General features: G+C 65.7%; 15 protein-coding genes and 1 pseudogene. 5 read left to right on the top strand and 11 right to left on the bottom strand.

Features of this window, described 5'->3' with window-relative positions:
• Window positions 1-104: 104 nt before the first annotated feature.
• The 3 genes from LQ955_RS20310 to serS form a co-directional block, all read right to left on the bottom strand.
• On the bottom strand, window positions 105-1,622 hold the full coding sequence (locus LQ955_RS20310; protein ID WP_449342975.1) for a virginiamycin B lyase family protein: 1,518 nt from the start codon (window positions 1,620-1,622) through the stop codon (window positions 105-107).
• A gap of 98 nt (window positions 1,623-1,720) precedes the next feature.
• Window positions 1,721-2,572, bottom strand: a complete 852-nt coding sequence (locus LQ955_RS16555; RefSeq protein WP_231025581.1) for an HAD family hydrolase — start codon at window positions 2,570-2,572, stop codon at window positions 1,721-1,723.
• Window positions 2,569-3,846 (bottom strand): serine--tRNA ligase, encoded by a 1,278-nt coding sequence (gene serS, locus LQ955_RS16550; RefSeq protein WP_231025580.1) that lies wholly within the window; start codon window positions 3,844-3,846, stop codon window positions 2,569-2,571. Before serS ends, LQ955_RS16555 begins: the two co-directional genes overlap by 4 nt.
• Before the next feature lie 59 nt (window positions 3,847-3,905).
• Here serS and LQ955_RS16545 point away from each other — a divergent pair, with 59 nt between their 5' ends.
• Both LQ955_RS16545 and LQ955_RS20045 read left to right on the top strand, forming a co-directional pair.
• Complete coding sequence (locus tag LQ955_RS16545; protein ID WP_231025579.1) at window positions 3,906-4,880, top strand: diacylglycerol/lipid kinase family protein; 975 nt, start codon at window positions 3,906-3,908, stop codon at window positions 4,878-4,880.
• Between the two features lie 43 nt (window positions 4,881-4,923).
• Window positions 4,924-5,070, top strand: a pseudogene (locus LQ955_RS20045) (putative Ig domain-containing protein); the annotation flags it as partial.
• Between the two features lie 194 nt (window positions 5,071-5,264).
• Here the strand turns inward: LQ955_RS20045 and pheA are convergent.
• Window positions 5,265-6,260 carry a prephenate dehydratase gene (pheA, locus tag LQ955_RS16535; protein ID WP_231025578.1) on the bottom strand — a complete coding sequence of 332 codons (996 nt, stop codon included), beginning with the start codon at window positions 6,258-6,260 and terminating at the stop codon, window positions 5,265-5,267.
• 18 nt (window positions 6,261-6,278) lie between these two features.
• Window positions 6,279-6,635 (bottom strand): hypothetical protein, encoded by a 357-nt coding sequence (locus tag LQ955_RS16530; RefSeq protein ID WP_231025577.1) that lies wholly within the window; start codon window positions 6,633-6,635, stop codon window positions 6,279-6,281.
• Between the two features lie 151 nt (window positions 6,636-6,786).
• Here LQ955_RS16530 and pgm point away from each other — a divergent pair, with 151 nt between their 5' ends.
• The gene (pgm, locus tag LQ955_RS16525) at window positions 6,787-8,415 is read left to right on the top strand and encodes a phosphoglucomutase (alpha-D-glucose-1,6-bisphosphate-dependent) (RefSeq protein WP_231025576.1); all 1,629 of its coding nucleotides are present in this window, start codon (window positions 6,787-6,789) and stop codon (window positions 8,413-8,415) included.
• A 156-nt stretch (window positions 8,416-8,571) separates the two neighbouring features.
• Here the strand turns inward: pgm and LQ955_RS16520 are convergent, their stop codons facing one another.
• Window positions 8,572-9,483, bottom strand: coding sequence for a M15 family metallopeptidase (locus tag LQ955_RS16520; protein ID WP_231025575.1), 912 nt, complete (start codon window positions 9,481-9,483; stop codon window positions 8,572-8,574).
• Window positions 9,484-9,592: 109 nt separating this feature from the next.
• Complete coding sequence (locus LQ955_RS16515) at window positions 9,593-10,468, bottom strand: amidase domain-containing protein (protein ID WP_231025574.1); 876 nt, start codon at window positions 10,466-10,468, stop codon at window positions 9,593-9,595.
• Between the two features lie 211 nt (window positions 10,469-10,679).
• On the opposite strand from LQ955_RS16515, the gene LQ955_RS16510 reads away from it, so the two are divergent.
• Complete coding sequence (locus tag LQ955_RS16510; RefSeq protein ID WP_231028178.1) at window positions 10,680-12,455, top strand: MDR family MFS transporter; 1,776 nt, start codon at window positions 10,680-10,682, stop codon at window positions 12,453-12,455.
• A gap of 103 nt (window positions 12,456-12,558) precedes the next feature.
• Here the strand turns inward: LQ955_RS16510 and LQ955_RS16505 are convergent, their stop codons facing one another.
• The gene (locus tag LQ955_RS16505) at window positions 12,559-13,431 is read right to left on the bottom strand and encodes a DNA-methyltransferase (RefSeq protein ID WP_231028177.1); all 873 of its coding nucleotides are present in this window, start codon (window positions 13,429-13,431) and stop codon (window positions 12,559-12,561) included.
• Window positions 13,432-13,508: 77 nt separating this feature from the next.
• On the opposite strand from LQ955_RS16505, the gene LQ955_RS16500 reads away from it, so the two are divergent.
• Window positions 13,509-13,796: a GNAT family N-acetyltransferase gene (locus LQ955_RS16500; protein ID WP_231025573.1), complete on the top strand. Its 288-nt coding sequence runs from the start codon at window positions 13,509-13,511 to the stop codon at window positions 13,794-13,796.
• Window positions 13,797-13,834: 38 nt separating this feature from the next.
• Here LQ955_RS16500 and LQ955_RS16495 read toward each other — a convergent pair whose 3' ends face one another.
• From LQ955_RS16495 to LQ955_RS16485, 3 genes are all read right to left on the bottom strand, one after another.
• Window positions 13,835-14,884: a lipoate--protein ligase family protein gene (locus tag LQ955_RS16495; protein ID WP_231025572.1), complete on the bottom strand. Its 1,050-nt coding sequence runs from the start codon at window positions 14,882-14,884 to the stop codon at window positions 13,835-13,837.
• 135 nt (window positions 14,885-15,019) lie between these two features.
• Window positions 15,020-15,436 carry a hypothetical protein gene (locus tag LQ955_RS16490; RefSeq protein ID WP_231025571.1) on the bottom strand — a complete coding sequence of 139 codons (417 nt, stop codon included), beginning with the start codon at window positions 15,434-15,436 and terminating at the stop codon, window positions 15,020-15,022.
• 122 nt (window positions 15,437-15,558) lie between these two features.
• Entirely contained in the window at window positions 15,559-16,419 is an 861-nt protein-coding gene (locus LQ955_RS16485) for an alpha/beta hydrolase (RefSeq protein ID WP_231025570.1), read from the bottom strand.
• Window positions 16,420-16,446 lie beyond the last annotated feature (27 nt).

Below are 16,446 nucleotides of genomic sequence, written 5' to 3'. Positions count from 1 at the left end.
TCAGGTATTACAACGGATCAGGTATTTTCACTCGGCGCGTCGCGACCTGCTCGTCGCGGTACAGAGTTCAGGCGCACCGCGGAGTTCAGGCGCGCCGTTGCAGGTCAGGCGCGGTTGAGCCGGCGACGTATCCCTGCCAGCAGAAGGCCCGCCAGGAGCACGACTGCGGCCGCTCCACCGGTTACGAGCGCCGTCGATGCGCTGGCACCGGTGTGCGCGAGTGTCGCAGCGCCGGTCGTGATTCCGGTGCTATTGGCGCCGACCGCGCCGCCGCCCGTTGCGGCCGAGCCACCGGACCCGGTACCCGCGGATCCTCCCGCTCCCCCGGAGCCTCCGGCGCCGGTCGAACCACCCGGCCCACCCGTAGCGGCGGCGTTGACCGTGAAGCTGAATTCTTTCACTGCCGCTGGCCCCGCCGGACTGCCCAGGATGACAGTGAACGACACCGGACCCGCCGTCGTCGGGGTGCCCGTGAGCGCCCCTGTTTCTCCGTCTAGATGCAACCAAGCGGGCAGATCGTCGGAATTGAAGCCGAGAGGGTCGACGCCAGTGCCCGCTATCGATGACGAGTATGCTACGCCGACCGCCGTGTCGGGCACGGTCGCAGTGGTGATCGCCGGTGCGAGATCGAGCGACGAAACCGTGCCGGAGCCAAATCCTGTGACCAGAACCTCGTTCGTCGATGAAACCGCGATACCCGACGCACCCGCATTGCTTGCCAACGTCATGATAGTCGCCGGGGCACTCGTGCTCCCCGCCGGAATGAGGGCGACTTCGTTCGTGCCGGATTCGCTGACATACACGTTGTCACGAGAGTCGACGGCGATACCCATCGGGCGCGCGTCCGGTGCGAGACTGAATGTCGTGACGATGTTGGCCCCAGCGGATTTTGAAGAGTCGATCTTCACCACAGAGCCAGCCGTGTAGTTAGCCACATAGAGCATCCCGTGACTGTCTACGGTGATCGCGTCAGGGCCATCGCCGGGCGAGAATACGGCGAACCGCTCGGAGACGACTCCAAGCGGAGTAATCTTCGAGACGGTACCGTTTCCAGTGTTGGCTGTATAGACGTTTCCGAGTGAGTCTGTGACGATTCCTTTGGGGGCAGCATTGGCCTCGAGATGCGCCCAGTCGCCGAGAATAACCCCCGCCGATGGGGAGATCTTCGATACGGAATCGCCGCCGGCATCTGCGGTGTAAACGTTGTCAGACTGGTCGATCGCTATTGCAGCAGGTCGAATCGCTCCGCCCAGATCGAATTCATCTGGGTGTGAGTGTCCAGAAATATACTGCGACACGGAGTGCGTGCCTGAATTCGCTGTCCACAGCGCTCCATGACTGTCACGCGCGATTCCGGCCGGAGCCCGTCCCGGGCCCAATTGCTCGTAACCGAGTGTATTTTCGCCGGTCGCATCGAACCCAGCGATGCCGCTCGAGCCGAAATTCGCGGTGTAGAAATCTCCGTTCGGACCCACCGCAATGCTGCGTGGGCTCGACCCCACACCAACGGTCGCGAGCGGGTCCTGAGTGACCGGGACCGCAAATGCTGCCGACGCACCGAATATGGTCGAAGCGAGCAAAAGAGCGCATGCGGGCGCCAGAACAAGCGCAAATCGTTTCATGGGTGAGCTTTCGGCCGCGTGGCTCGAGCGCAACCTCCGGGTGAGGTTCTAGCCACCGAGTGAGCGTACCTCATTAACGAGGAAGTCTCAAAGCGGCGTCACAAGAGCTGTGCGAGCGCCTTCGCGAGACCGTCGTCATAGACCGAGGCGGTGACCTCCGTGGCGGCCGCCGCAACGTCGTCGGGCGACTGGCCCATGGCGACCGAACGACCATCCGCTCCCGCCCAGAGCAGCATCTCGATGTCGTTGCGACCGTCGCCGACCGCGAGCAGTCGGGAAGTCGGGATGCCCAGCAGCGCCCGCACGCGCTCGAGCGAGGTCGACTTGTTGACGCCGTCGGGGGCGATGTCGAGCCAGGCCGTCCAGCCGATGGAGTATGAGACGCGGTGCAGGCCCATGCTCTCGACGACGGCGAGAAAGTCCTCCATGTCGTGGCCGGGCGAGATGACGACGACTCGCGTCGCGTCGATGTCGAGCAGATCTTCGAATGGTACCTGCTCACCGCCGACGCCCATCGAGGTCGACGGAAACTCTCCGGTGTAGCGAAAGTAGCCCTCTTCGTCTTCGACGGCGTAGTGCGCGTTGGCCAGAAAGCCGCGGATCTGCGTCAGCACCGGCCCGGGGTTGAACGTTTCGACGATCTCTCGCCGATAGCCGAGCGGAGCATCCGTGTCGCGCTGCAGCGTGATGGCGCCGTTCGAGCAGACCACGTAGGTGGGAGTGATGCCGAGCAGGTCGAGCACCGGAAGTGTGGCGGCGACCGAGCGGCCCGTGGCGAGCATGATCTCGTGGCCGAGGCCCGAGAGCCGGGCGACCTGGTCGATGACGGCCTCGGAGATCGAGCCGTCTTCGTGCAGAATCGTGCCGTCGATGTCGAGGGTGATGAGCCAGGGGTCGGCGACGGGATGCCCGGCAGCGGCCTCGGCGTCGGCCGGCGCGTCGGGGCTCACGGGCGCCGCCCCGTCAGTGGCTCCATGACCTCGAGGCCGCCCAGGTAGGGGCGCAGGGGTTCGGGAACCACCACCGATCCGTCGGCCCGCTGGTGGGTTTCGAGAATGGCGACGATCCAGCGCGTAGTCGCGAGGGTGCCGTTGAGGGTGGCGACCGGGGCGGTTTTGCCCGATTCGGTGCGGTAGCGGGCATCCAGTCGCCGTGCCTGGTATGTGGTGCAGTTCGAGGTGGAGGTGAGCTCGCGGTAGGTGCCCTGGGTGGGCACCCAGGCTTCGATATCGAATTTGCGCGCGGCCGAAGAGCCGAGGTCGCCGGCCGCAACATCGATGACGCGGTAGTTGAGGCCGAGCGCGGTGAGCATGTCTTCTTGGTAGCTGAGCAGCTTCTGGTGCTCTGCCTCGGCGTTCTCGGGCAGCACGTAGGTGAACATCTCGAGCTTGTTGAACTGATGCACGCGCAGGATGCCCCGCGTATCTTTTCCGCCAGACCCCGCCTCACGGCGGTAACACGTCGACCAGCCCGCATACCGCAGCGGGCCTTCGGTGAGGTCGAGAATCTCGTCGGAGTGGAACCCGGCGAGCGCCACCTCGCTCGTACCCGTGAGGTAGAGGTCATCGGCCGGCAGGTAGTAGATCTCGTCGGCGTGCTCGTTCAAGAACCCGGTGCCGCGCATGATCTCGGGGCGCACCAGCGTTGGCGTGATGAGCGGGGTGAATCCGTTCTCGAGCGCCTTGTTCAGGGCCATGTTCATGAGCGCGAGCTCGAGGCGGGCGCCGATTCCGGTCAAGAAGTAGAAGCGCGCGCCGCTGACCTTGGCGCCGCGCTGCAGGTCGAAAGCGCCGAGCAGCTCTCCGAGCTCGACGTGGTCGCGCGGCTCGAAGTCGAACGTCGGGCGCTGACCGACCTCGCGCAGCGTGACGAAGTTCTCTTCGCCGCCGGCGGGAACGCCGTCGATGATGGGGTTGGCGATGCGGCCCGTGATGGCGAGAAAGGCCTGCTCGGCATCCGTCGCCCGCTGGCTCGCGGCTTTGACCTCGGCGGCCAGCGACTGGGCCTCGGCAACCAAGGCCTTCTTCTCTTCTTTGGCGGCCTGCGCGACGCGTTTGCCGAAGGTGTTCTGCGAGGCACGCAGGTTCTCGAAGTCGGTAATGGATGCCCGGCGCTCGGCATCGGCCAGAAGTGCCTCATCGACCAGCGCCGTCGACGCGCCCCGCGCCGCCTGGGAGTGCTTGATGGCTTCGGGGTTTTCGCGGAGAAGAACGGGATCGATCACCTGAACAATCCTAGCCAACCGCGCCGGAGGGCCCGCGCGGATGCCGTACCTTTGAAAATGTGACCGCCGCAGGGGAATCAGAGGCCGACAGGCATGCCGCCGTCGTCTACAACCCACTCAAGGTCGACATCGACAAGCTGAAAGAGACGGTCGCGGCCCGCGCTGCTGAGCACGGCTGGGGCGAGACGCAGTGGTTCGAAACCACCATCGACGATGCCGGTCAACTGCTCACGGCAGAGGCGGTGAAGGGCGGAGCGAACGTCGTCATGGCCGCGGGCGGCGACGGAACCGTGCGCGCCGTCGCCGAGGCGCTGCGCGGAACGGATGTTCCTCTCGCGTTACTCGCGTCGGGAACCGGCAACCTCCTTGCCCGCAATCTGTCGATCTCGCTCAACTTCGACGCGGCGATCGACCTGATGTTCAGCGGTTACGACCGTTCGATCGACCTGGGCCTGATCGAGATCGACCGACCCGGCGGTGGGCAGTCGACGCACGTCTTTCTGGTGATCAGCGGGCTCGGCATCGACGCGAAGATGATCGCGAAAACCAACCCGCGGATGAAGAAGGCGTTCGGCTGGCTGGCCTACATTGGCGGAACCATGCGCGCACTGCCCGAGCTGCAAGCCGTCAAGATGAAGGTCAGCATCGACGGCGAGGGCTGGCGCAGCGTCAGCGCTCACTCGGTGATGGCCGGCAATTGCGGAATTCTGCCGGGGGGCATCCTGCTCATTCCCGACGCCAAGCCCGACGATGGGGTGCTCGACTTTCTCGCCATCAGGCCGAAGGGCGCGCTGGGCTGGGTGCGCGTCTGGAACAAGGTGACCATCGAGAACGGAGTGCTGCGCCGCTCGGCCGCCGGGCGCAAGCTCATCGACTGGTCGCCCGACGTCGACGACGTCGTCTACCGTCGCGGGCGCGACCTGCGGCTGAAGCTCGAGAAGCCGCAAGAGATACAGCTCGACGGCGACTCCTTCGGCGCGGCGAGCGCCATCCACGTGTGGGTCGACCCGGGGGCGCTGAAGGTTCGGGTCTGAGTCTGCGGCCGGCGGGTCTGCGGCCGCGCCTGCGGCCACCCAGTTCACGCTGGCCGGTGGGCGGCTGCCGGTCGGGCTCACCCTCGATAAGGTCAGCGGGGTCATCTCGGGCACCCCGACCGCCGCAGGCTTCTATACCTTCCGCATTTCTGCTGCGACTTCAGAGGGCACGGATGCCCGCGACTACACCGTCACGGTCACCGACTCCAGCGGCGACAGCTACCGGCAAAGGCCACGGCGGTTTCGCGGCCGTGGCCCGAAAACAGCGGAGATTTCGACACGGTACCGGCCCGTAGCGCTTGCCCCCTCGAATTCTCCGCTGTTTTCGGCGTCGGGGCGCGGGCGGATGCCCAGCCCGGGCGACGCGGCGGCCGGATGCCCGGCTCAGGCGTCGGGCTCGCCCGAGATGAGCGACCGCAGCCAGTCCCGGGCCTCGATGAACACCTCGTCGTCGTACCGCTCGACGTACTCGACCGGAGCCCGGTCGGCCCGAGGGTACGAGCCCAAGAAGATGACGTTCGGGCTGAACCGCCGCACGCCCAGCAGGGCGTCGGCAACCCGTTCATCCAGCACGTGCCCGTCGGCATCGATGACGAATCGGTACCGGCCGAGGGCGTCGCCGATGGGGCGTGACTGCAGCAGGCTGAGGTTCACCCCACGCGTCGAGAACTGCTCGAGCAGTTCGAGCAGCGCACCCGAACGGTCTTCCGGCAGCTCGGCGATGATGCTCGTCTTGTCGGCTCCCGTCGGTGCAGGCAGCGCCGAATTGCGCCCCACCAGCACGAAGCGCGTCACGGCGTTCTGGTTGTCGCCGATGTTGTCGGCGAGCACCGTGACGTCGTAATGGTCGACGATGTTCGGCGGCGCAATGGCCGCGTCGGCCAGATCGCTCTCGAACAGGCTCGAGGCGCTGGCGACGTTCGACGTCGACGGAATGTGCCCGTGCGTCGGCAGATTCGTCTCCAGCCAACTGCGGCACTGCGCATAGGCGACCGGATGCGCGTTCACCACATGCACGTCTGCGAGCTCGATGCCGGGCCGGGCCACCAGCGCGAACTGCACCTTCACGAGATACTCGCCGACGATGCGCAGGTTCGGGATGTTCGCCAGCGCATCTTGCGTGGCGCTGACCCCTCCCTCCACCGAGTTCTCGATGGCGATCATGGCGGCCACGCTGCGCCCACTCGTCACGTCGTCGAGCGCCTCGCCCACGTTGTTGACGCTGCGCCAGACCTTGCCGCGCGCCTCGGGCACCTGCGCGAGTGCCGCTTCGGTGAACGTGCCGGTGGGGCCGAGGTAGCTGTATGTGTCGGTGGCGGGCGCGGCATTCTCGGCGTGGGGCGTCTGCGCCCCGGTGGCGTTTTCGGGCACTTCAGGCATGCCCCCGAGCCTAAGGCACTAGTTGCAGAAGGCGAGCTTGCTGAAGCCCGGTTTGACGTTGCAGCTCTTGAAGTGGAGGTTGCTGGCGAGGTAGTTCGCGTACGTCTGGTCGACGTCGCTGCCGTTCTTTCGCGCGTAGACGTTGTTGTAGCTGCCATACACGTCGTAGAACAGGTTGGCCACCCACGGATCGCTCGATGCGCCGCCCCCACTGGATCCGTAACCATGGCACACGCCGTTGCCATCACGCATGCACGGAATCGCACCCTGCGCGTTCGCGGCGGTCGAGCCGGCCATGGCGAGGCCGCCTGCCAGAGACAGAGCGACGAGCGCTGACGCCGCTAGGCGGCGAAGTCGGTTGGATGATGTGTTCACGCAATTCTCCTCGGTGACAAGTTCGATGGGCACGTTTGCGCCCGACACATACAGAGAGGCGAATTCGGCCGAATTATTACGGCGAATGCGCCAAATTCTCAGGCTGCGCAAGTGCCTGCGCGCAGGAGCCACGAAGTGCCAGACTTGGGGCATGAACGAGCGCGCCGGGCTGCAGGCCCTACCCGAAGATCTAGTCGACATCGATGCGCTCGTCGGCGCGTATTACGAGCTCAAGCCCGACGTGACGAACCCCGAACAGAAGGTGATCTTCGGCACGAGCGGGCACCGCGGCAGCTCGCTCGACACCGCATTCAACGAGACGCACATCCTGGCCATCACGCAGGCCATCGTGGAGTACCGCGCGACGCAGGGTGTCACCGGTCCGCTGTTCATCGGCCGCGACACGCACGGGCTGTCGAAGCCCGCAGAAGACACCGCGCTCGAGGTGCTGAACGCGAACGGCGTGACGGTATGGACGGATTCGCGCGGCTCGTGGACCCCGACCCCCGCCGTATCGCACGCCATTCTGCGCTACAACCACCCCGAGACCGGCCACGTCGACCAGGCCGACGGCATCGTCATCACTCCGAGCCACAACCCGCCGCGCGACGGCGGATTCAAGTACAACCCGCCGCACGGCGGGCCGGCCGACTCCGACGCCACCAGCTGGATCGCCGCGCGGGCCAACGAGATCATCGCCGCCGACCTCGTCGACGTGCTGCGCGGCGAGGCCATACCGAGCGACACCTACGACTTTCGCGAGAACTACGTCAGCGACCTCTCGCGAGTGATCGACATGACGAAGATCGCCGAGTCGGGCATCCACATCGGTGCCGACCCACTCGGCGGCGCGAGCGTGGAGTACTGGGAGCTCATTCGCGACCGGTACGGGCTCAACCTCGACGTGGTCAACACCACCGTCGACCCGCAGTGGGCGTTCATGACGCTCGACTGGGACGGCAAGATCCGCATGGACTGCTCGTCGCCCTACGCCATGGCCTCCCTGGTGGCGCGCCGCCACGACTACGACATCTCGACCGGAAACGATGCGGATGCCGACCGGCACGGCGTGGTCACCCCCGACGCCGGCATCATGAACCCGAACCACTACCTCGCCGTGGCGATTCAGTACCTGTACGAGAACCGCACCGACTGGCGACCGGATGCCGCGATCGGCAAGACCCTCGTCTCCAGTTCCATGATCGACCGGGTTGCGACCTCGATCGGCCGCCGGCTCTGGGAAGTGCCCGTGGGCTTCAAGTGGTTCGTGCCCGGCCTCATTGACGGGAGCGTCGCCTTCGGTGGCGAGGAGTCGGCGGGCGCCTCGTTCCTGCGGTTCGACGGCAGCGTCTGGACCACCGACAAAGACGGCATCATTCTCGCCCTGCTCGCCTCCGAGATTCTGGCCGTCACCGGCAAGACCCCGTCGCAGCACTATGCGGCGCTCGTCGAGCAATTCGGCGACCCGGTGTACGAGCGCATCGACGCCGCGGCAACCAAGGCGCAGAAGGCGCAGCTCGCCAAGCTCGACGGCTCCGACATTCCCGCCGATACCTTGGCCGGTGAGCCGATCACCGCGAAGCTCAGCCGCGCGCCCGGCAACGACGCACCCGTCGGTGGAGTGAAAGTCACCACCGAGCACGCCTGGTTCGCCGCGCGCCCGTCGGGCACCGAAGACGTGTACAAGATCTACGCCGAGTCGTTTCTCGGGTCCGAGCACCTGAAGCAGGTGCAGGCTGAGGCGAAGCTCATCGTCGACGCGGCGCTCGGCTCCGCCTGAGTCGCGCCACCCGACTCGCGCTTGTCGCGCATCGTTTTTGGCCGCAATCCCCATCGCTTTGCGGCACACAGCGACGCGCGAGTGCGCCGAGGGCAGCGAATGCCCGGGGTACTCAGGCGGCGTCGGCCACCGGATGCCCGGGCCTCGGTGCCCGCGTCAGCCGGCGTAGTCGGGCGCGGGCGGCAGCCCGAAGAACTCCTCGAGCGTTTCGATGCCGGTGTTGTGCATCTCGGTCGCGAGGTCGACTCCCACGTAGCGGAAGTGCCAGGGCTCGTACTCGTACCCGGTGACCGCGGTCTTGTCGGCGGGGTAGCGCAGGATGAACCCGAATCGGTACGCGTTAGCTGCAAGCCACTTGCCCGACGACGTGTCTCCGAAGCACGTTCCGTCGGTCGAGCATCCGCCGGTGGTGTCGAGAATGTCGATGGCCAGCCCGGTTTGATGTTCGCTGAAGCCAGGCCGCGCGCTCGTCGCATCTGCACCAGCCTGGCCGAGGGACTGCACGTACCCGTTGTAGCCGTCCGTCTGCGAACTGAACGAGCGGTAGCCGCTCTGAGCAACGAGTGTCGTGCCGATTTCGGCCTGGTCTGCGTCGAACATCTTCTGCAGGGCGTCGATGGTGTCGGTGCGAAGGCTATGCCCGAACGGATTCTGCATGTTCGGCGGAATCTTCTCGAGGTTCGGCGGCACGAAGTCGGCCCCGTCGGCGATCGGACGCAGCTTGTTCACGACGACCCAGATGCTGTTCGGGTCGTCTATCGAGTACTGGCTCTTGTTGAAGCCCGCGGGTGTAGGAGTCGGCGTGGGGCTCGGAACGGCTGTCGAGGTCGCGGTCGGCGGCGGCGACGAAGTCGGTGACGCAGTAGGCGTCGCGGCGGCCGAGGGCGACGAGCTCGCGGTCACCGCGGCGAGCTGCTGCGGGCCGAGAAACTTCACCGCGATGACCGTGACGCCGACGAGCAGCGCGACCACGATGACCACGAGTGAGGCCGCCATGACACGGCGTGCGGTGCTGGTGGGCCGAGCATCCGGTGCCCGACCGGGGGTTGGCGTGGGCGAATTCGACACCCGCCCAGTGTAGGCGAGGCGGGTGGATGCCCGGCTCAGCGGCCGCGCACCCGACTCAGCCGAGCGGACACCAGGCTCAGGCGCCCGCGCCCGCGCCCGCGGCCGCGGCTCAGGCCAGGTGGTAGAAGTGCGCCGTTCCGCCGGGGTTGTCGACCGTGATGGCCGTGTCGAGGTCGCGGAACTGCGCATCGACGGTGTGGCCGACGAGCTTCACGGCGATGGTTCCGTCGACGTTGGTGTCGAGGCGGGAGACCACCATGGTGTGGTCGGGGCCGTTGTCGTTCTGCGGGTCCCAGTCGAACATCACCACGTCGCCCACCGTCAACGCGGCGCGATCGGCGAGCTCGAGCCGCGTGGTGTCGCTGCGGGAGGCGAGGTAGTCGTCCATCTCGGTGCCGCGAATCCAGCTCAGGCTGTAGTCGCCGTCGGAGACGTAGTCGCTGTACCAGTCGTCGTTCTGCGCCCAGCCGCGGGCGACCAGGGTCTGGTTCACGAAGTTGCCGCAGTCGTTGTCGCTGAAGATTCCCCAGTCGGCGAGGTTGTAGTTCTGCCAGTAGGTGAAGGCGTACTGCAGCTGCTTGTCGACCGGCGTCACGGCCTCATAGGAGAACTGCTTGGTGCTGTCGACGACGGATCCGTCGGCCTTCGTGAGGGTGATCGCGGCGTTCGCGGGCTGGTAGTCGACCGCCGCGGGGGTGACGAAGCTGACCGTGTTGTCGTCGACGACGGTGACGGATGTCGCGGGGTTCGCCCCGACCGCAACCGACACCACGTCGGTCAGCACCTGGCCGGTCAGGCTCACCGTCGTTCCCCCGCAGAGCGACCCGACCGCGACGCTCGCCGCGGTGACCTGCGGGGTGGGAGTCATCGTGGGGGTCGACAGGGCCTTCGTCTCGCCCTGCGCGCTCAGCGCCGCGCAGCCGGCCAGCGCCATCAGCCCCGATCCGGCGGCCAGGGTAAGGAATGCTCGACGGGTTGTTATCACCGATCCAGACCATCACGACTGCCTATGAGCGAGCTAAGGAGGAGGTGTCAGTCGGCTTGCAGCGAAGTTTCGGCGGGTGTAACTTTGCAGTCACCGCAAACTTTTGTCTCGGTCATCCAATGTGCCGTTTTGCCAGGTCAGGAACACTATGTCGCGCGCATCAACTACGGGTAAGGCCCGAGCCCAGCAGATCAAAGATGCCGGCGGGGTGATGAATCACCGGCAGATCTTGGTGATCATCGTGGCCTTGATGGCCGGCATGTTCTTGGGGGCTCTCGACCAGACCATCGTCGGAACGTCGATGCGAACGATCTCCGACGACCTGCACGGGCTGAGCCTGCAGGCGTGGGTGACCACGGCCTATCTCATCATGTCGACCATCTCGACGCCGATCTACGGCAAGCTCTCGGACATCTTCGGCCGCCGGCCGCTGTTCATCATCGCCATCACCATCTTCTTGGTGGGGTCGCTGCTCGCGGGCCTCTCGACGTCGATGTACGAGCTCGCGGTCTTCCGCGGCCTGCAGGGCCTGGGCGCCGGTGGCCTCATGGCGCTGCCGCTCGCCATCATGGGCGACATGCTCGCTCCGCGCGAGCGGGCGAAGTACCAGGGCTACTTCTTGGCGACCTTCGGTATCGCCAGCGTCATCGGCCCGCTGCTGGGTGGTCTGCTCTCGGGCTCGAACGAGATTCTGTTCATCACCGGCTGGCGCTGGGTGTTCTTGATCAACATTCCGATCGGCATCGTGGCGCTGGCCATCGTGTTGAAGAACCTGCACCTGCCGCACACGAAACGTGACCATGTTCGCATCGACTGGTTCGGTGCCGCCGCCGTGATTCTGGCCCTCGTTCCGCTGCTGCTCATCGCCGAACAGGGCCGGGAGTGGGGCTGGGGTTCGGGCGGCGCCTGGCTCTGCTACGTGCTCTCCGGCGTGGGAATCATCGTCTTCATTCTCATCGAGCGCAGGATGGGCGACGACGCGCTGATTCCGTTGAAGCTGTTCAAGTCGTCGACGTTCTCGGTGGCGACGATTCTGGGTGTGCTCGTTGGCTTCGGCATGTTCGGCGCGCTGCTCACGATTCCGCTGTACCTGCAGATCGTGAAAGGCGCGACGCCCACCGCGTCGGGCTTCTTGATGCTGCCGATGATCTTGGGGCTCATGATCGCCTCGATCGTGTCGGGGCAGCTGATCGCGCGCACGGGTCGGTACAAGAAGTTCCCGGTGATCGGCACCGCGCTGATGGCGGTCGGGTTCTTCATGATGACGTTCCTCACCGTCGACAAAGACCTCTGGTACGTCATGCTCGGCATGTTCGTCATCGGCCTCGGGCTCGGCCAGATGATGCAGACGCTCACCATCGCGTCGCAGAACTCCGTGGGGCCCCGCGACATCGGTGTAGCTACATCGTCGTCGACCTTCTTCCGCTCCATCGGTGGAACGCTGGGCACGGCGGTGGTGTTCTCGTTCATCTTCACCCGACTGCCCACGACCGTGGCCGATGCGTTCTCGTGGCCGTCGACACAAGCGGGCATCGCGGCCGCGGCGCAAGACCCGGCGGTGCAGTCGAACCCCGCGAACACGCAGATTCTGGGCTGGATTCAGACCCAAGACCTCACGGCCATCGGCAACGCGCTGAACGGCGACACGGCGTTCTTGAACGTGATCGACCCACGCCTGGCGTTCCCGTTCCTCTCTGGCTTCGCGTATGCGATCGCCGCCGTGTTCTGGATCACGCTGGCCGTCGTCGTGGTCGCCTTCGTGCTCGCGCTGTTCCTCAAGGCCCCGCCGCTGCGCGCCAAGTCGGCCATGCAAGAGGCGAGCGATCTGGATGCCCGTGACGACGTTCTGGCCGCCGAAGCACTCGCCGCGGCGAACCTGGCCGGCGCGATGATCGAGCCGGGCACGTCGTCGGAGCAGACGGATCCGGCCTCGATCACGATCGACTCGATCGGTGCAGAGTCTCCACGGCGCCCTCGCCACGGCTGAGCCACCCGTTCTACCCGATCGATAGGGCACGATCTCTCCTAAAGCGCCTGCTTTCGGAGAGATATCGCCCTATCGATGCGAGACCGGATGGCCGCGGGGGCTGCTACTCGAAGGCAGCAGCGGGCAGGCGGCGGCGCATGACGGCTATGGCTTCGGGGTTCTGGTCGACGAGCACGAAGCGGCGGCCGAGGGCCGACGCGACGGCGCCCGTGGTGCCGCTGCCGGCGAAGAAGTCGAGCACGAGGTCGCCCTCGCGCGACGACGCCTGCACGATGCGGCGCAGAATGCCCTCGGGCTTCTGCGTGGGGTAGCCGGTCTTCTCGCGTCCGGTCGGTGACACGATGGTGTGCCACCACACGTCGGTGGGCAGCTTTCCGCGCGCGGCACGCTCAGGCGTCACCAGGCCGGGAGCCATGTACGGCTCGCGGTCGACGGTCGCCGAGTCGAAATAGTAGGCATCGGGGTTCTTCACGTAGACCAGAATCGTGTCGTGCTTCGTGGGCCAGCGCGTCTTGGCTTTCGCGCCGTAGTCGTAGGCCCAGATGATCTCGTTCAAGAAGCTCTCGCGCCCGAACAGAGCGTCGAGCAGCACCTTCGCGTAGTGCGCTTCGCGGTAGTCCAGGTGCAGGTAGAGGGTTCCGTCGTCGGCGAGCAGGCGCCAGGCCTCGAGCAGGCGGGGCTCGAGAAACTCCCAGTAGTTCTCGAAGACGTCGTCGTAGCGCAGCAGGTCGCCCTTGATGCGCTCGTAGCTGTTGCCCTTGAATCCGGTGATCGAGCCGGTACCGGCGGATGCCCGAACCGCCGTCGTGCCCTGACGCCGTTGCACGCGGCCGGTGTTGAACGGCGGATCCAAGTAGATGAGCGTCACCGACCCACTGGCGAGGGTGGGCAGAACGTCGAGGTTGTTCGCCTGGATGATGCGGCCCCCGGCGCCGTGCTGCTGGGCATCCGGAACCCGTTTGGAGGCGGGCGGCATAGCAGGCATTCTTTCATTGTGACAGCCCCACGAATGTGCTGGCACCACCCAGGGGTGAGGCGTACTGTCGGGTCATCATGAGTACCGAGATTCAGAATCAGCCCGACAAGAGCCGATATGTTCTGCTGAAAGACGGCGTCGAGGCCGGGCTCGTCGACTACCGCCTGCACGGCGATGAGATCGTCTTCACGCATACCGAGGTGGATCCGGCGCAGCGGCACGAAGGTATCGCCGGTGTGCTCGTGCAGGGTGCGCTCGAAGACGTACGTACCTCGACCGGGCTCAAAGTCGTGGCGCAATGCCCGTATGTGGCCGAGTGGATCAACACCCACACCGAATACCACGAGCTGGTCGAGCGCGGCTGAGGCGTGCGTGCTCCTGCTCTCAGACACGAGCGTGCGGGTTAGGGAACGCGCTCGATCCACTCGCGGGTGCCGAACTTCTCTCGCACGAGTTGCTCGGCCTTGGCGTACTCGTCGTCGGTGATGTCGCCGGGGGTGGCTCCGTAGAGCGACGTGAAGGTCGCGATCATCCGGTCGATGATCTCGCCCCGGCTGAGGCCGGTCTGGCTGCGCAACGGGTCGACACGTTTGGCTGCCGACTTGGTGCCCTTGTCGCTCATCTTCTCGCGACCGATGCGCAGCACCTGCACCATCTTGTCGCCATCGATGTCGTAGCTCATGGTGACGTGGTGCAGCACTGCGCCGTTACCGAGGCGCTTCTGCGCCGCGCCGCCGATCTTTCCGGTGGGGCTCGCGATGTCGTTCAGCGGAACGTAAGTCGCGTCGATGCCCAGCGACTTCAGCGCCACCAGCACCCATTCGTCGAGAAACGCGTACGAATCAGCGAAGCTCAGGCCCTGCACGAGATCGGCCGGCGCGTAGATCGAGTATGTGACCACCGACCCGGCTTCCATGAACATGGCGCCGCCGCCGCTGACCCGGCGCACCACGTCGAAACCGTACTTCTTGGCGTTCTCGGGGTCGACCTCGTTCTTGAGCGACTGAAAACTGCCGATGACGACGGCCGGTTCATCCCATTCCCAGATGCGCAGCGTCGGCTGCCGGCGCCCCTCGCCCACCTCGACCGCCAGCACCTCATCCAGCGCCATCTGCATGACGGGCGGTACGGCTTTCGAGTGGATGATCTGCCAGTCGTAATCCCGCCAGCTCGTGGCCTTGGCGAGCGATCGCCGGATGGCCACGGCGACGCCTTCGGCCGAGAAGCCCAGCAACGAGGCATCCTTCGGCAGCGCGGCCTTGATCGCGGCGGCGATTGAAGCCGCATCGCTGTCGGCCGCCAAACCGTTCACTGCGGCGTTGATATCGTCGAGCGCACTGTCGGGCTCGAGAAAGAAGTCGCCCGCCAGCCGAAAGTTCGCCAGCTTCTGGTCGACCACATCGAGGTCGACCACCACGAGCTTTCCGCCCGGCACCTTGTATTCACCATGCATCCCCCCAGCCTAACCACGCCCCACACCCCCGCACCCCTGCGCCCGTCGCACCCCGTCGTCCGTTTTGCGCAGAAGCACCTCCCGGCGGCATTTTAGGTGCTTCTGCGCAACCTGAAGGCCTCGGCGAGGCCGTTGTCAGTTGTCACACTGGATCGACCGGTCGTAAGCATCGATCGAGCAGTTCGCTTTGTAAACCTGAAGCTGCTCGAGGTCACCGACGGTGACATCGGTGCGGTCAGTGCGGGTGTAGCCGTATTGGTTGTCGCCACTGATGTAGCCCTCTGAACCGAAGTACGCCTGCAGATCTGAAGGGAGGTCTCCCGCATCGACAGTTGGAGCTCCGCCGTCGTAGCTACCCCACGTGTCATAGCCGTCCCCGCCACTGTGCATACCGAACATGCCGCTGTCGGTGCCGGCGGTCTCGACTTGGGCCGGCTGGTTGTTGGGATCGGTCTCGGCGTGGGCAGCGGCTGCCGTGCCGACGGAGACGAAGAGGCCGACGGCCACAGCGGAGCACACGGCGAGACGAGAAACGGACTGTTTGAGATTCACGAGAAACTTCTTTCGGTTGAGTGGATGCCGAGGGCATCGGGCGCACGTTTGCGCTCACCGAAAGAGAGTTGAAGCTCGGCGTTCCCTTACGCCTGTTCAGCGAAATCGCAGAAAAAGCGGGGTCAGCGCTGGGCGGGGAGCACGAGGCGGTGGTCGAGCCAGGCGATCAGGTCGGCGACGACCTCGTCGCGGTTGAGCTCGTTCAAGACTTCGTGGCGGGCATCCGGGTAGACCTTCACGGTGACGTCGTGCAGCTGGCCGCGTCGGCGGTAGGCGTCGGCGAGCTTCAGAACGCTGCGCTCGCCGCCGAGAATGTCGTCGGATCCGGCCAGGATGAGAATGGGGATGTCGGTGGCGAACGACGATGCGGGGCGCCCGAACAGGCGCAGCCCGTCACGCACACCGAAGAGTTTGAGAACTTTGGCCTCGAACATGAGCTCGTCGGCCGCGGCCGCGGTCTGCACAGAGACGTCGCGGCTCAGCCACTCGTAGCCGTGACCGCCGCCGCCCGCGGGGCGGTGCCTGCGGCTGAGGTCTCCGCCATCCATCGACCCGGGCATCCGGTACGCCGTGCCGACGAGCACGGCGCCCGCGTACCCGGCCGATGAGGTGTTGATGAGTTTCTGCACCATGAGCGAACCCCAGCTCTGGCCGAGCAGAACGATGGGCATGCCGGGGTGCTTCGCGCGAATGAGTTCGGTGAACTGACGGATGCCCGCGATGGTCGCTCGCAGACCTCCAGGCCCGAGACGCCCCAGCTGGCTGTGGTCGCCGGCGTGCTGATCGAGCCCCGTCTGGCCGTGGCCACGGTGGTCGTTCGCGTAGACCGTGTAGCCCGCTTCGTTGAGATCACGGGCGAGGGGAGCGTAACGGGAGGCGTATTCGCCGAGTCCGTGCGAAATCTGCACGATGCCACGCGGCCGCTCGACGGCCCAGACGTAGTAGGTGATTGCTACGCCGGATTCGTCGATGAATGTTGGCACTCCCCCATCATGCCTCACACTTCTGAG

Origin of the sequence: Subtercola endophyticus (assembly GCF_021044565.1) — a bacterium.
In the GTDB taxonomy this organism is placed as follows: domain Bacteria; phylum Actinomycetota; class Actinomycetes; order Actinomycetales; family Microbacteriaceae; genus Subtercola; species Subtercola endophyticus.
Note: the sequence above shows the minus strand (reverse complement) of the source record. Positions and strands in the feature narration are given on the sequence as shown.

Excerpts from the sequence above, each read along its gene's own strand:
- LQ955_RS16505 (WP_231028177.1), bottom strand. The coding sequence starts at position 13,431 with ATGCCGCCCGCCTCCAAACGGGTTCCGGATGCCCAGCAGCACGGCGCC.
- LQ955_RS16500 (WP_231025573.1), top strand. The coding sequence starts at position 13,509 with ATGAGTACCGAGATTCAGAATCAGCCCGACAAGAGCCGATATGTTCTG.
- pheA (WP_231025578.1), bottom strand. The coding sequence starts at position 6,260 with ATGCCTGAAGTGCCCGAAAACGCCACCGGGGCGCAGACGCCCCACGCC.
- LQ955_RS16495 (WP_231025572.1), bottom strand. The coding sequence starts at position 14,884 with ATGCATGGTGAATACAAGGTGCCGGGCGGAAAGCTCGTGGTGGTCGAC.
- pgm (WP_231025576.1), top strand. The coding sequence starts at position 6,787 with ATGAACGAGCGCGCCGGGCTGCAGGCCCTACCCGAAGATCTAGTCGAC.
- LQ955_RS16510 (WP_231028178.1), top strand. The coding sequence starts at position 10,680 with ATGAATCACCGGCAGATCTTGGTGATCATCGTGGCCTTGATGGCCGGC.
- LQ955_RS20310 (WP_449342975.1), bottom strand. The coding sequence starts at position 1,622 with ATGAAACGATTTGCGCTTGTTCTGGCGCCCGCATGCGCTCTTTTGCTC.